We start from the raw sequence: 13,617 nt of genomic DNA, 5'->3' as shown, positions 1-13,617 counted from the left end.
GAGGCATCGCCACCCGGTATGACAAGACCCCGGAAAGCTACCTCGCCGGCCTCCACCTCCGTGGCGCGATGATCTGGATCAAGGACCTCACCCGGACCCACTGATCACGACCGAATACGCGCCCTAGTCCGCCACCTCGAAACGCACCGACCCGCCGCCGCCCGCGCCCGCGAAGGCCAGCACCCGCTCCGCCTCGGCCTCCGCCCCCTGCCGGTCCGCCCGCCGCAGCGGCACGAACGGGCGGAGCACCACTTCCCGTTCCCCCGTCAGCTGCCACGTCCCGGCGACCAGCCCGTCCACCAGCAGCGTGCCGAGCACGATCCCGTTCTGCGTCATGACCCGGCTCCGGTACTCCTCGGGCAGCACCCGGGTGCGGTCCGCGTGCGAGAGCAGCAGGTTGTCGAAGGGCGCGAGCAGCCGGACGGGTGCCGGGGTGTCCGGGTCCGGGCGGGGTGCGTCGGGCAGGTCGTAGAGCAGCCGGCCCTGCTCGTCGCGGACGGTGAGCAGCTGCGGCGCGAGCCGTTTGAGCACCGGCCCGAGCCCGCGGAGGCCGCACCACTTCTGCAGGTCGGCGGCGGTGGCGGGGCCGAAGGCGGCGAGGTAGCGCAGGGCCAGGTCGTCCAGCGAGGGCGCCGGGTCGAGCGGCCGGCCGAGCCAGGCCTCGGCGGTGGTGTGGGTGGCGGCTCCGCTCCGGCCCCAGATCCCGCGCGGCGGCACCTGCACCAGCGGCAGCAGGCAGCGCGCGGCCTGGGCGAGCGCGGCCGGGTCGCGGTCCGGGCGGGTGGCGGCGAGCAGCGGGCCGAGCTCCTGGAAGGTGCGCGGCTCCTCCTCGACCAGGGCCCGGGACTCGTCGGCGAGCGCGGTGAGGTCCAGCCCGACCAGCCGCTTGCCGTAGTTGCCCCGGAAGCCCTGGTCGAGCACCGGCTGGAGGAGCGGGCGCAGCGTCAGGCAGTCGTCGGCGGTGACGAGGTGGATGGTGCCGCGGTGGAGCCCGATCCGGACCACCGCGCGGTCCTCGATCAGCGCGGTCAGCTGCTCGTGCGCGAAGCCGTCGATCCGGGCGAGCAGGCCGAGGTAGGGCGGCTGTGGCACGGCCTGGGCCTGGAGCCCGCCGAGGTGGCGGACCATCGCGGCGGGTTCCAGGCCGGATCGGATGAGCAGGTGCTGACGGGCGAGCAGCGCGCGGCCGAGGGCCCGCGTGCTCAGCACGCGGGGCTCGCTCACCGGCGGCCGTCCAGCACCGAGCGCAGCACGTCGATCCGGTTGGTGGTGATGGAGTCGACCCCGGCGTCGCGCAGCCGGCGCATGGTGCGGCGCAGGTCGGCGGTCCAGGTTGAGACGGCCAGCCCCGCGTCCCGGGCGGCGGCGGTGAACTCGGGGGTGACCAGGCCGAACGGCGGGTTGATGTAGCGCGGGCGCAGGTCGTCGAGCAGGGCGCGGACGGGCAGCCGGGGCTGCTTCCAGGTGAGCGCGATCTCGGCGTCGGGGGTGAGCGCGCGGACGGCGAGCATGGCGGTGGCGGGGCCGCAGAAGGCCACCAGCCGTTCGGCGCCGAGGCCGGTGACGACGGACCAGGTGGCGGCGGCCGGCCCGGGCTCGTCGAGGTCGATGAGCAGCCGGGGGCCGTCAGCGGCGGCGACGGTCTTGATCGCCTCCGCGAGCGTGGGGACGGCGAGCGCGCCCTCGTGCAGTTCGTCGAGCTGCGCGACGGTGACCCGGCCGATCGCCCGCGGGTCGCCCCAGAGGCGCTCCAGGGTGGTGTCGTGGAGCAGGACGGGCACCTTGTCGCGGGTGAGCTGGACGTCCACCTCGACGGCGTCGGCGCCCCGGGCGAGCGCGGACTCGACGGAGGGCAGGGTGTTCTCGCGATGGCGGTACGGGTCGCCGCGGTGGGCGACGGCGAGCACCGGGCGGCGGTCGGCCGGGGTCGTGCGGCCGGCGGGGGTGCGGTCGGCGGGGGTCGTGCGGCCGGCGGGGGTCATCGGATCAGCCCCGCGATCCACGGGGTGAGGTCGCGGACGCCGACGCGCTCGCGGTAGGTGGGCTCCCCGGGCACCGTGACGATCATGGTGGTGGACGGCGGGAAGGTCCGCGCCTTGACGTGCACCAGGCCGCTCCAGACCGAGTTGAGGAAGGCGGGGACGCTGTCGCGCTGGACGTCGAAGGCGATGCCCTCGACGGTCACCACGACCTCGTCATGGGTGAAGAGGCGGACAGTGGTCGCGGGGCGGCCGCCGAACTCCAGCAGTGCCTCGTGCGGAATGGCGTCGAACTCGCCGCCCCGGCCGTCGTCGACGAGACCGGCGAAGGTCCGGTCGCGGCCGATGTCGTGCTCGGCGCGGACCTCCCGGCCGTGCCGGGCGGCCACGGCCTCGATCGCGAGCACGGCGCTCTGGGTGGTCGGCAGGTGCGGGTGGGACATCCCGGGCGGGGCCTCTCGGTTCGGCGGACGGACAGGCAGGGAGAGCAGGCCGGACTCAGCGGCGTTCGATCATCACATTGGTCGACTTGATGACGGCCGTGGCGGGCGCGCCGGGCACCAGGTTCAGCTCCTCCGCCGACTCCCGGCTGATCAGCGCCACCACCCGGAACGGCCCGGCCTGCATCTCCACCTGCGCGGCCACGTCACCGAGCACCACGTCGGTGACGATCCCGGGGAAGCGGTTGCGGGCCGAGGACGGGCGGCCCTCGGCCTCGGCGTTCTCCGGCCGGGCCAGCTCGCGGGCGAAGGCGGCGAGTTCGGCGCCGGGGATGATCCGGTACCCGTGCTCGTCCCGCGCGGCGGCGACCCGCCCGGCGTCCACCCAGCGCCGCATGGTGTCGGCGCTGACGCCGAGCAGCGCCGCGGCCTCGCCGATGCGGTACGGGTTGACCGGCACGTCGGGCTGGCCCATGTGCGACTCCTGACGCTGGTTCGGGGTAGTTCGGGCTATGGGGGGGCACCCCGCGGGGGCGCGCCGCCGCCATCCTGCCGTACCGGGGGCCCGGGCCGCGAAGCGGCACAGGTGCTACGGCTCCCCGAACAGGTCCCGCCGGACGGCGTCCCCGGCGGTGAGCACGGCGCCGGCGAGCACCGCGCCGCCGCCCGCCGTACCGGCCCGGACCTCGGTACGCAGCGGGGACAGCTCCGCGAGCCGGCGCTCGACCCGGCCGGCCAGCTCGGCGCCGCCGGCCCGGCCGATCTCGCCGCCGAGGACGACGCAGCCCGGGTCGAGGACGACGCAGACGCCGGCCGCGCCGACGGCGATCCGCTCGGCCAGCGCGTCCAGGAACGGCCCGCCGGGCCCGCCGTCCGCGAGCGCGTCGAGGGCGGCCCGGACGGCGGCCTCGGCGGCGGCCGCGTCCCCGGAGGGGTCGGCGGGCAGCCGGTGGGCGCGGGCGAGGTCGCAGATCGCGGCGCTGCCGACCAGTCCGTGGAAGCCGCCCTCGCAGCTGGCGGCGCTGGGCAGTCCGACGGTGCCGGGGACGGGCAGGAAGCAGATCTCGCCGGTGCCGCCGGAGAAGCCGCGGCGCAGCCGCCCGTCCAGGATGACGGCGGCGCCGACGCTGTGGCCGAGCCACATCAGCACGAAGGTGTCGCGGTCCCGGGCCGCACCGATCCGGTACTCGGCCCGCCCGGCCAGGTTGACCTCGTTCTCCAGGATCACCTCGGTGCCGGGCAACTCCCGCAGGGCGGTGAGCAGTTCGGCGTGCCAGGCGGGCAGCGCCCCGGTGCTGTGGAGGCGCCCGGTGGCCGGGTCGACCAGGCCGGGGGCACCGACGGCGACGGTGTGCAGCCGTTCGACGCCGGCGCCCCGCGCGGTGTCGAGCAGGGTGCGGACGATCCGCCCGGCGGTGTCGGGGCTGCCGCCGCCCCCGACCGGGACGTCGGCGGCGGCCAGGGTGCGGCCGGCCAGGTCGGCGACGACGAGGCTGACGCCGCCGGAGCGGACGTCGAAGGCGGCGAGGTGGGCGCGGTTGGCGACCAGCGCGTAGAGCCGGGCGTTGGGGCCGCGCCGCTGTTCGCCGCGTTCGCCGACGACGGCGACCAGGCCGGTGCGCTGGAGCCGGTCGAGCAGGTCGGCGACGGTCGGCCGGGAGAGGCCGGTCAGGTCGCGCAACTCGGTGGCGGTCAGGGGTCCCTGTTCGAGCAGGAGGTTGAGCGCCAGCCGGTCGTTGATCGCCCGGGCGGTGCTCGGCGTGGCCGTACGCGCGGTGGTCATGGACGCTCATCCTTCCAGAGTGTTTCTATCAGGGTCCCTTCCTGATAATTTTATCGAAGCATCCGACGGCCGATCCGCCGCGTGCGACCGGGAGGGAACACCGCATGATCACGACCGCAGGACAGCTCGACCCGCTGACCGCGCCGCGCCGGGCCAGGGCGAGCATCGCCCTCGTCTTCGGCGTGCACGGCGCCGTCAGCGGCAGTTTCGTCACCCGGATCCCGTGGATCCAGGACCGCCTCGACCTCTCCCCCGGGCAGCTCGGGCTCGCCCTGGTGATGCCGGCGGTCGGCTCCTCCCTCGCGATGCCGCTGGCCGGCCGGTTCGTCCACCGCTACGGCGGGCGGGCCGCGGTGCGCGGGCTCATCTCGCTCTGGTGCCTGGCGCTGGCCCTGCCCGCACTTGCGCCGTCGCTGCCCGCCCTCTGCGTGGCGCTGCTCGCCTACGGCGCGACGGCCGGCATGGCGGACGTGGCGATGAACGCGCAGGGTGTGGAGATCGAGGAGCGGCTCGGCCGCTCGATCATGTCGGGGCTGCACGGCATGTGGAGCGCGGGCGGCCTGCTCGCCTCCGGCTTCGGCATCCTCGCCGCCCACCTCGACCTCGACGCCCGGCTCCAGCTCGCCGTCACCGCGCTGGTGCTGCTCGCCCTGGCGCAGCCCGTCTGCCGGGGCCTGCCCGACCTACGGGCGCCCGAGGAGGCGGAGGCGCCGCCGCGGTTCGCGCTGCCGCCGCGCAGCTCGCTGGTGATCGGGCTGGTCGGCTTCTGCGCGGTGTTCGCCGAGGGCGCCTCGATGGACTGGAGCGGCGTCTACCTGCGGGACATCACCGGCGCCTCGGCCACCGTCGCCGCCGCCTCGTACACCGCGTTCTCGCTCACCATGGCCGTCAGCCGGCTCGCCGGGGACGCGGCGATCCGCCGGCTCGGCGCCGTCCGGGCGACCCGCCTCGGCGGCGCGGTCGCCACCGCCGGCGGCGTGCTGGTGGTGGCCGCGGACAGCCCGGCCCTGGCGATCCCGGGCTTCGCGCTGATCGGCGTCGGCATCGCGGTCATCGTCCCGCTGGCGTTCGCGGCGGCCGGGCGGATCGGCAGCAACCCGAGCCAGGCCATCGCGGGCGTCGCCACCGTCACCTACACCTCGGGCCTGATCGCCCCGGCGGTCATCGGCACGCTGGCCCAGGCCACCTCGCTGACCGTCTCCTTCGGCCTGGTCACCGCGCTCGCCCTCGCGCTGATGCTCAGCGCCGGGGCGCTGCGCCGGGCGGAGCAGAATTCCGCCGCGAACAAGGCAATGCCACCGGGCAGAGCCCCCGAGAACAATCTGTCCGCACTCTGACGCTGCCCCCACCGCGGCCGACTGCCCACGCGAGTCCGCCACACATCCCCGGGCCCCGCACAACTTCTTCGGCCCGCACAACCTTTTCGAACGGGGCACAGTCGAACACTCCGTGCGGCCCGGGACGCCCGGCAACGTCCGCCCGGCGTCCTCGCCCGGCCGCACCGAACCCCACGCCACGGAGGTCGACCTGATGACCCGTCGCACCCGGCTCTCCGCCGCCACCGCCGTCCTCGCACTCACCGCCGGACCGGTCCTCGCCGCCCCGGCCCAGGCCGCCACCGCCGCCGACTTCGGGCCGGCCGAGATCCGCACCGGCATGTACGCCGGGCCGTCCGACCTGTGCCTGGAGGTCGCCGACTGGCGCACCGACGACGGCGCCCCGGTCCGGATCTGGACCTGTACCGGCGGCGACAACCAGAAGTGGACCCAGACCGCCAACGGCTGGATCAACCTGCACAGCGGCAAGTGCCTGGAGATCGCCGCCTACAGCACCACCCCGGGCACCCAGGCGAGCCAGTGGACCTGCAACGGCGGTGCCAACCAGGCCTGGACCGACCCGCCGGTCAGCCGCCCCGGCACCCCGCGCCGCATCATCAACGGCTACAGCCACCTCGTCCTGGACGTCGCCGGCGGCGTGATCGCCGACGGCACCCCCGTCATCCAGTGGGACTTCCACGCGGGCAACAACCAGTTCTGGCACTACAACCCGGAGAAGGACCCGTACAGCTAGCCCGCGCTGGACCCGTAACAGCCGACCCACGCTGCTCGGCGCGAATCCGGGGCCGGTTAGGCTCGGGCGGTGCCCGCACCTGAAGCCGTCCCCGCGCCGTCCGAGCCCGCCACGCGTTCGCCGTGGTGGCGGTTCGCGCTGTTCGTGGTGATCCTCGGGGCGGCCGGCGGGTCGCTGCTGCTGTGGAGCCCGACGGCGCTGCTGTCCGGCGGGCTGCCGGCCGGGGTGCCGGGGTACTGGCTGGCGCCGACCTTCGTCGCGGTGTACGCGCTCGGGACGCTCGCCTTCATGCCCCGGCCGGCACTGAACGCTGCCGCCGGGCTGCTGCTCGGGATCCAGCAGGGCGTCCTGATGGCGGTGCTCGGCACCACGCTGGGCGCCGCGGCGGCGTTCGGGCTGGGCCGGGCGCTGGGGCGCGACGCGCTGCGCCCGTACCTGCGCGGGCGGATGCTGACCGCGCTGGACCGGCGGTTCACCGAGCAGGGGTTCCGCAGCGTGCTGCTGCTGCGCCTGCTGCCCGGGCTGCCGTTCCAGGCGGGCAACTACGGCGCGGCGTTCTCCGGCACCCGCTTCCTGCCGTTCCTGCTGGCCACCGCCGTCGGCGTGGTGCCGACGACCGCCGTGTACGTGACGGCGGCGGCCAGCGCGAGCAAGCCGGGCTCGGCGGCGTTCCTGCTCTCGGCGGGGGCGATCGGGGTGCTCGGCCTGGTGACCCTGGTCTCGCTCTGGCGGGCGGCGTCCGCCCGCCGCCGGGCCGCCGCCTGAGCAATTCGCTCGCGCACCCCGCACCGCCGGGGCCAGGATGACGGCCATGACGACTGTCACCCCGCGGGTCGACCCGCCCATGGCTGCCGACGAGACCGCCATGCTGACCGCCTGGCTCGATTACCACCGCAGCACCCTCGCCCTCAAGTGCGAGGGCCTCACCGACGACCAGCTACGGCTGCGCTCCGTCCCGCCGTCCACGCTCTCGCTGCTCGGCCTCGTCCGGCACATGGCCGAGGTGGAGCGGCACTGGTTCCAGGGCGTCCTGCTCGGCGAGGAGATCACCACCGGCCACTACTGGACCAAGGAGGACCCGGACGGCGACTTCGACAACCTCGACACCGCCGACGTCGCGGCCGACTTCGCCATCTGGCACGCCGAGATCGAGGCGGCCCGCCGCGCGAGCGCCGGTCTGCCGCTGGACACGGTCGGCAAGCGGCCGCGCCGGGGACAGGAAGTGACGCTCCGCTGGATCCTCGTCCACATGATCGAGGAGTACGCCCGGCACAACGGTCACGCGGATTTTCTGCGCGAGCTGGTGGACGGCGCCACCGGCGAGTGAAATCGTCTCCGCATTGTTGACAGAAGGTCAATTACACGGTGACCGCGACCGATATGGTCTACGCGCGCAACCGTACGCCAGCCCCCCGCGTCGCTGATGTTGCCCGGGTCCGCCCGGGTTTCCGGCGCGGCACGACTCGTACGGGGGTCGCGAGCGGGCACGGGACCGGTGAACAGTGCGATACTCGGACAGTTCCGACGAGTGGATGACGTGTCAAAAAGGGCACGCGCACCCGGGGGGACGCGGCCGGGACGAGGCAGGGAGGCGCGGCATGGGAGCACTTCGCGACGAGCACCACAACGGGTGGCTGATGCCCTCGGGGAACTACCCCGCCGCGATGTACGACGACGAGTGGGTCGAACAGGAGACGGTGCCGTCCGCCCCGGCGCCCGCGAAGATCGTCTCCCTGCGGCCGACCGGCTTCGAAGCGGCCCGCACGGTCGGCGAGCACATCCGGGCGAGCACCCCGGTGGTCATGGACCTCACCGAGATGGAGGAGGCCGAGGCCAAGCGGATGGTCGACTTCGCCTCGGGGCTGATCTTCGGCACCCAGGGTGGCATCGAGCGGATCGCCCGCCGGGTGTTCCTGCTGACCCCGGCCGACGTCGAGGTCATGGTGATCGACCGCCCGCTCGACGACACCGGGTTCTACAACCAGAGCTGAGCCGGCCAGGATCAGGGCCCCGACCGGGGACGGCAACCGCCGTCCCCGGTTTTTTGCTGCCTCGCGGCCGAGACTCCGAGGCTCACCTGAGTCGGCGATTCCCACTTTGAGACATTCATGTCTCATCCGAGCTACACTTGCCGCATGGCCACTGATCGCGACACCGTCCTCGAAGCCGCCGTCGGCGTGCTCTCCCGCCGCCCGACCGCCCACCTGGACGAGATCGCGCGCGCCGCCGGGATCAGCCGCGCCACGCTGCACCGGCTGTTCCCCGGCCGCGAGGCCCTGATCCGCGAGGTCGGCCTGCTCGGCCTGCAGCGGTTCGCCGCCGCGCTGGACACCGCCGTCGTCGAGGACGGGGACGCCGAGGCGGCCCTGCGCCGCCTGGTGGACGCCGCCGTGCCGGACGCCGCGCTCTGCGCCTTCCTGGCCGGCGAGAACCAGCTCTACGACGACGACCACGTCAACGCCCTCTGGGACGTCCAGATCGACCGGCTGCACGCGCTGTTCCTGCGCGGCCAGCAGCAGGGCGTGTTCCGCATCGAGCTGAGCGCCGCCTGGCTGAGCGAGGCCTTCTTCGACCTGATCGCCGGCGTCGGCTGGGCGATCCAGGACGGCCGGCTGGCCCCGCGCGACGCCGCGTTCTCGATCACCGAGCTGTTCCTCGGCGGCGCCCTGCGGCGCCATGCGGCCCCCAATCCCCCCCAATCCACAGCACGTTCGGCCCGCACAACGGAAACCGATACCCCATGAGTGAGCGAAGCGAACGAATCATCGATAGGTGCGCATTGTGCGAAGCGCCCGCCGAGCGAAGCGAGGTGGACGCATGAGCAGTACCGTCCTGACCAACCAGAGCCCGACCAACCAGAGCCGGCGCTGGACCGGCCTCGCCGTCCTCGTCCTGGCCATCACCCTGGTCGCCGTCGACGCGACCGTCCTCTCCCTCGCCATCCCGTCCATCAGCGAGACCCTGCGCCCCAGCGGCACCCAGTTGCTCTGGATCGGCGACGCCTACTCCTTCGTACTGGCGGGCCTGCTGGTCAGCATGGGCTCGCTGAGCGACCGGATCGGCCGCAAGAAGCTGCTGCTGATCGGCTCCTCCGCGTTCGGCGCCGCCTCGCTGCTCGCCGCCTACGCGCCCGGGCCCGGCTGGCTGATCGTGGCCCGCGCGCTGCTCGGCGTCGCCGGCGCGACGATCATGCCGTCCACCCTGTCGCTGATCCGCAGCCTCTTCCCGGACGACCGGGAGCGGGCCACCGCGATCGGCATCTGGGGCGCCGCGGCGACCGCGGGCGCCGCGCTCGGTCCCGTGGTCGGAGGGGTGCTGCTGGAGCACTTCTGGTGGGGTTCGGTGTTCCTGCTGAACATCCCGGTGCTGCTCCTGCTGCTGGTCTTCGGCGCCTGGCTGCTGCCCGAGTCGAGGGACCCTGAGCCGGGCCGCTGGGACGTGCTGAGCGTCGCGCTGTCGATGGCCGGGGTGATCGGCGTGGTCTACGCGATCAAGGAGGCCGCCGCGCACGGCGTGGCGCGCTGGGACGTGCCGCTCGCGGCCCTCGTGGGCGCGGCGGCGCTGACCGTCTTCGTCCGCCGCCAGCTGCGGCTGGACACCCCGCTACTGGACGTCCGGCTGTTCGGCGACCGCCGGTTCACGGCCGCCGTGCTGGCCTCGCTGATCGCGCTGGTCGGCCTGTCCGGCGTGGTCTTCGTGACCTCGCAGTACCTCCAGCTCGTGCGCGGCTACGAGCCGCTCAGGGCGGGCCTGGCCGAGCTGCCGGCCTTCGTCGGCGCGGTGGTGGGCGGCCTGCTCACCGCCCGGCTGGTCCGGCGCTCCGGCGCCCGGGCGGCGCTGACGTTCTGTCTGCTGGCGATGGGTCTCGGCGTCGGCGTGCTCGGCTGGCTCCAGCAGGACACCACCTACCTGCTGCTGGCCGCCTCGTTCCTGCTGGTCGGGACGGCCGAGGGCGTGGTCTACACGCTCGCCGCCGACCTGGTGCTGAGCGCCGCGCCCGCCGAGAATGCCGGTGCCGCCTCCGCCGTGTCGGAGACGGCGTACGAGCTGGGCACGGCGCTCGGCATCGCGCTGGTCGGCTCGGTGGTCGGTTCGCTGTACGCGAGCGGGCTCGCCGTCCCGGCCGGGACGGCCCCGGCGGCGGCCGCCCGGGCGGGCGAGTCGCTGGGCGGCGCCGTCGAGACGGCGCACGGGCTGTCGCAGTCGCTCGCCGAGCCGCTGCTGGCGAGCGCGAAGGAGTCCTTCGTCCACGGCATGAACGTGGCCGGGGTGCTGGCCGCCGTGCTGCTGATCGGCGCCGCGGCGATGGCCTGGCGCCTGCTCCGGGGCCTGTCCGCCCCGGTCGCCACCACCCCCGTGCAGCAGCCGGCCCCCGAGAAGGTGGACGTACAGAAGGTGGACGCGTAACCCGTCGAACCCGGCCCCGCCGACGCCCCGCGTCGCCGGGGCCGGCGCCGTCCGTCAGTCCCGGATCAGGACGCCTTCCTCCACCGCGGCCAGCGCGGTGCGCAGCAGTTCGCTGATCAGGCGCGCGGTCTGGTCCGGGATCCGCGCGACCAGTCGCGCGTGCGCCGCGGTGACCTTGGTGACGGCCTCCTCGGCGATGCGGATGCCCTCCGGGGTCAGCTTCACGAAGCTGCTCCGCCCGTCCTTCGGGTCCGCCTCGCGCGCCAGGTAGCCGGCCTCGACCAGGCGTTTCACGACGTTACTGGTGCCGCCCGAGGAGAGCAGCAGGGACTGGGACAGGTCGGTCGGCGTGAGCCGGTACGGGTCCCCGATGCGCCTGAGGGTCGCGAGGACGCCGTAGTCGGCCTGGGTGAGGCCCAGGCGTTCCAGCTCTTCCTGGGTGAGGACGTCGAAGGCCGCGGTGAGCAGCGCCGTCCGCTTGCTCAGCTCCAGCGGCAGTCCGGCGATCTCCGGAAGTTCCTTGCGCCAGGCCGTGATGATCTCGTCAACGTGATCATGTTTCACTGGCCGATACCTTTCCTGGTTGCTAGCTTCAGGGTAGTGCCTGAGCACCGCGCCGACGGCGGATCCGGCCGCCCGGCGTCCGGTTTGTGCTCGACTCGGTTCCCACCTGTTACCTCTTGTTACCTCTTGCAACGCGCACCCGGGCTCACCTAGCATCTTCCTCGCCAGAAACCTTTCGCTAAAGCTTTAAAGCGAGACAGTTCCCCGGGAGGATTCATGCAGGTTCGTATCGCCGTCGCCTACCACAGCGGCTACGGCCACACCGCCAAGCAGGCCGAGGCGGTGGCCGCCGGCGCGGGCAAGGTCGCCGACACCGAGGTCTCCCTCGTCTCCGTCGCGGAACTCAACGACGAGCTGTGGGCCACCCTGGCCGAGGCCGACGCCATCGTCTTCGGCTCGCCGACCTACATGGGCGGCAGCAGCGCGGCGTTCCGCACCTTCGTCGAGGCGACCACCACCGTGTGGCAGCAGCAGCAGTGGAAGGACAAGATCGCCGCCGGCTTCACCAACAGCGGCAGCATGTCCGGCGACAAGCTGCACACCCTGGTCAACATGGCCCTGTTCGCCGCCCAGCACGGCATGCTCTGGGTCGGCCTCGCCGAGTTCGCCGGCTGGAACTCCTCGACCGGCACCCCCGAGGACGTCAACCGCCTCGGCGGCTGGCTGGGCGCGATGGCCCAGTCCAACGTCGACGCCTCCCCCGAGGACGCGCCCGGCGACGGCGACCTGCGCACCGCCGAGGTGCTCGGCCGCCGGGTCGCCGAGACGGCCCACGTGCACGCCCTCGGCCGGGCCGCGAAGCGCGACGCCGCCACCGTCTGACGATCCGGCTGGACCTGGGCACGGGGGAGGGCCCAGAACAATGGACATTCACGCAATGGACATTCGCGACCTGCGACACCTCGACGGCCACGCCCAGGCCGACCTGGTGCGCACCGGACAGCTGACACCGCGCGAGCTGGTCGAGGCCGCCATCGCCCGGATCGAGGCCGCCCAGCCCGAGATCAACGCCGTGCCGATCACCTGCTTCGAGCGGGCGATCGACGAGGCCGAGGCCGCCGCCGCCCGGACCGAGGGGAACGGCTCGCCCCTGACCGCCGTTCCGTTCCTGCTCAAGGACCTCGGACCGGGCTGCGCGGGGCTGGAGGCCACCGCGGGTTCGGCGCTGCTCGCCGGGAACGTGCCCCAGCACGACTCCACCCTCGCCCGGCGGTTCCGGGCCGGCGGGCTGCGGATCCTCGGGAAGACCGCCACGGCCGAGTTCGGCGTCCTGCCGACCACCGAGCCCGCGCACTACGGCCCCACCCGCAACCCGCGGGCCCTGGACCGCAGCGCCGGTGGCTCCAGCGGGGGCGCGGCGGCGGCGGTCGCCGCGGGCCTCGTGCCCCTGGCGCACGCGAACGACGCCGGGGGCTCCATCCGCATCCCCGCCTCCTGCTGCGGCGTCTTCGGGCTCAAGCCCACGCGGGCCCGCACCCCGCTCGGCCCCGACGTCGGCGACCTGATGAACGGCCTGGCCGCCGAACACGTCGTCAGCCGCAGCGTGCGCGACAGCGCCGCCGCGCTCGACCTCGTCGCCGGGCCGGCCACCGGCGACCCGTACTGGGCCCCGCCGGTCGACGGGACGTTCCTGGACGCGGTCCTCGCGCCCGCCGAGCGCCCGCTCCGGATCGCGTTCACCACCCGCACCGGGATGACCGACCTCGCGCCCGAGTGCGTCCGGGCCGTCACCGAGGCGGCGCGGCTGTGCGCCGAACTCGGCCACGAGGTGGTCGAGGACGCGCCCGCGATCGGCATCGCCGACGTGGCCGCCGAGTTCCTCACCGTCTGGGCCGCCGGCGTGTCCTCGGCCGTCACCGCCCAGGCCTTCGTCGCGGGCCGCAAACCCGACCCCGGGCTCCTGGAGCCGCTCACCTGGTGGCTGTACGAGCAGGGCCAAGTGATCAGCGCCGCCGAGTACCTGCTCACCATCACGCGCCTGCAGCGCGCCGCGCGGAGTCTGGCGGCCTTCCACGACCGCCACGACGTCCTGCTCTCCGCGGTGACCGCCGAGCCGGCACCTGTGCTCGGCACGTTCCACCTCGGCAGCACCCAGCAGCAGCTGGACCGGGCCATGGCCTTCGCCTACGAGACGCCGCTCGCCAATCTGAGCGGCCAGCCCGCCATGTCCGTCCCGCTGCACACGACCGCCGACGGGATCCCCGTCGGCGTGCAGTTCACCGGGCGCTTCGGCGAGGAGCGGACGCTCCTCTCGCTCGCGGCTCAGCTCGAAGCCGCCCGGCCCTGGGCCTGACGGCGCCCGTCCGGCCGTTGGCGCAGTCGTCAACGGCCCGGCCGCGCCTGCCCGTTCGCTTCCTCCTTCAGCGTTCCTCTT

At 74.0% G+C, this 13,617-nt stretch carries 15 protein-coding genes; 9 read left to right on the top strand and 6 right to left on the bottom strand.

Going from position 1 to position 13,617, the window contains the following annotated elements; translation table 11 throughout:
• Positions 1-123: 123 nt before the first annotated feature.
• From KV557_RS28840 to KV557_RS28820, 5 genes are all read right to left on the bottom strand, one after another.
• Positions 124-1,224, bottom strand: coding sequence for a winged helix DNA-binding domain-containing protein (locus KV557_RS28840; RefSeq protein WP_308130126.1), 1,101 nt, complete (start codon positions 1,222-1,224; stop codon positions 124-126).
• Positions 1,221-1,982 carry a glycerophosphodiester phosphodiesterase gene (locus KV557_RS28835; RefSeq protein WP_218204451.1) on the bottom strand — a complete coding sequence of 254 codons (762 nt, stop codon included), beginning with the start codon at positions 1,980-1,982 and terminating at the stop codon, positions 1,221-1,223. The genes KV557_RS28840 and KV557_RS28835 overlap by 4 nt, the downstream gene beginning before the upstream one ends.
• Positions 1,979-2,422 carry a hypothetical protein gene (locus KV557_RS28830; protein WP_218204450.1) on the bottom strand — a complete coding sequence of 148 codons (444 nt, stop codon included), beginning with the start codon at positions 2,420-2,422 and terminating at the stop codon, positions 1,979-1,981. The genes KV557_RS28835 and KV557_RS28830 overlap by 4 nt, the downstream gene beginning before the upstream one ends.
• Before the next feature lie 55 nt (positions 2,423-2,477).
• On the bottom strand, positions 2,478-2,894 hold the full coding sequence (locus KV557_RS28825) for a TOBE domain-containing protein (RefSeq protein WP_218204449.1): 417 nt from the start codon (positions 2,892-2,894) through the stop codon (positions 2,478-2,480).
• Between the two features lie 114 nt (positions 2,895-3,008).
• Positions 3,009-4,202: an ROK family transcriptional regulator gene (locus tag KV557_RS28820; protein WP_218204448.1), complete on the bottom strand. Its 1,194-nt coding sequence runs from the start codon at positions 4,200-4,202 to the stop codon at positions 3,009-3,011.
• Positions 4,203-4,306: 104 nt separating this feature from the next.
• On the opposite strand from KV557_RS28820, the gene KV557_RS28815 reads away from it, so the two are divergent.
• The 7 genes from KV557_RS28815 (at position 4,307) to KV557_RS28785 (ending at position 10,679) form a co-directional block, all read left to right on the top strand.
• Positions 4,307-5,539 carry an MFS transporter gene (locus KV557_RS28815; RefSeq protein ID WP_218204447.1) on the top strand — a complete coding sequence of 411 codons (1,233 nt, stop codon included), beginning with the start codon at positions 4,307-4,309 and terminating at the stop codon, positions 5,537-5,539.
• Between the two features lie 193 nt (positions 5,540-5,732).
• Positions 5,733-6,272, top strand: a complete 540-nt coding sequence (locus KV557_RS28810) for an RICIN domain-containing protein (RefSeq protein WP_218204446.1) — start codon at positions 5,733-5,735, stop codon at positions 6,270-6,272.
• 69 nt (positions 6,273-6,341) lie between these two features.
• Positions 6,342-7,037, top strand: a complete 696-nt coding sequence (locus tag KV557_RS43130) for a TVP38/TMEM64 family protein (protein ID WP_218204445.1) — start codon at positions 6,342-6,344, stop codon at positions 7,035-7,037.
• A gap of 46 nt (positions 7,038-7,083) precedes the next feature.
• A complete protein-coding gene (locus tag KV557_RS28800) occupies positions 7,084-7,599 on the top strand; it encodes a DinB family protein (RefSeq protein WP_308130125.1) in 516 nt (171 codons plus the stop codon).
• A gap of 271 nt (positions 7,600-7,870) precedes the next feature.
• On the top strand, positions 7,871-8,263 hold the full coding sequence (locus tag KV557_RS28795; RefSeq protein WP_218204443.1) for a cell division protein SepF: 393 nt from the start codon (positions 7,871-7,873) through the stop codon (positions 8,261-8,263).
• Positions 8,264-8,407: 144 nt separating this feature from the next.
• Positions 8,408-9,016 (top strand): TetR/AcrR family transcriptional regulator, encoded by a 609-nt coding sequence (locus KV557_RS28790; RefSeq protein ID WP_256178086.1) that lies wholly within the window; start codon positions 8,408-8,410, stop codon positions 9,014-9,016.
• Between the two features lie 73 nt (positions 9,017-9,089).
• Entirely contained in the window at positions 9,090-10,679 is a 1,590-nt protein-coding gene (locus KV557_RS28785) for an MFS transporter (RefSeq protein WP_218204441.1), read from the top strand.
• A 54-nt stretch (positions 10,680-10,733) separates the two neighbouring features.
• Here KV557_RS28785 and KV557_RS28780 read toward each other — a convergent pair whose 3' ends face one another.
• Positions 10,734-11,243: a MarR family winged helix-turn-helix transcriptional regulator gene (locus KV557_RS28780; RefSeq protein WP_218204440.1), complete on the bottom strand. Its 510-nt coding sequence runs from the start codon at positions 11,241-11,243 to the stop codon at positions 10,734-10,736.
• 216 nt (positions 11,244-11,459) lie between these two features.
• Between KV557_RS28780 and KV557_RS28775 the strand changes: the two genes are divergently transcribed.
• The gene (locus tag KV557_RS28775; protein ID WP_218204439.1) at positions 11,460-12,065 is read left to right on the top strand and encodes a flavodoxin family protein; all 606 of its coding nucleotides are present in this window, start codon (positions 11,460-11,462) and stop codon (positions 12,063-12,065) included.
• Between the two features lie 55 nt (positions 12,066-12,120).
• Positions 12,121-13,536 carry an amidase gene (locus KV557_RS28770; protein WP_218204438.1) on the top strand — a complete coding sequence of 472 codons (1,416 nt, stop codon included), beginning with the start codon at positions 12,121-12,123 and terminating at the stop codon, positions 13,534-13,536.
• The last annotated feature ends 81 nt before the right edge of the window (positions 13,537-13,617 follow it).

This window comes from Kitasatospora aureofaciens (assembly GCF_019192735.1).
GTDB classification, from domain to species: domain Bacteria; phylum Actinomycetota; class Actinomycetes; order Streptomycetales; family Streptomycetaceae; genus Kitasatospora; species Kitasatospora aureofaciens_A.
This window is presented reverse-complemented; position numbering and strand designations above follow the sequence as displayed.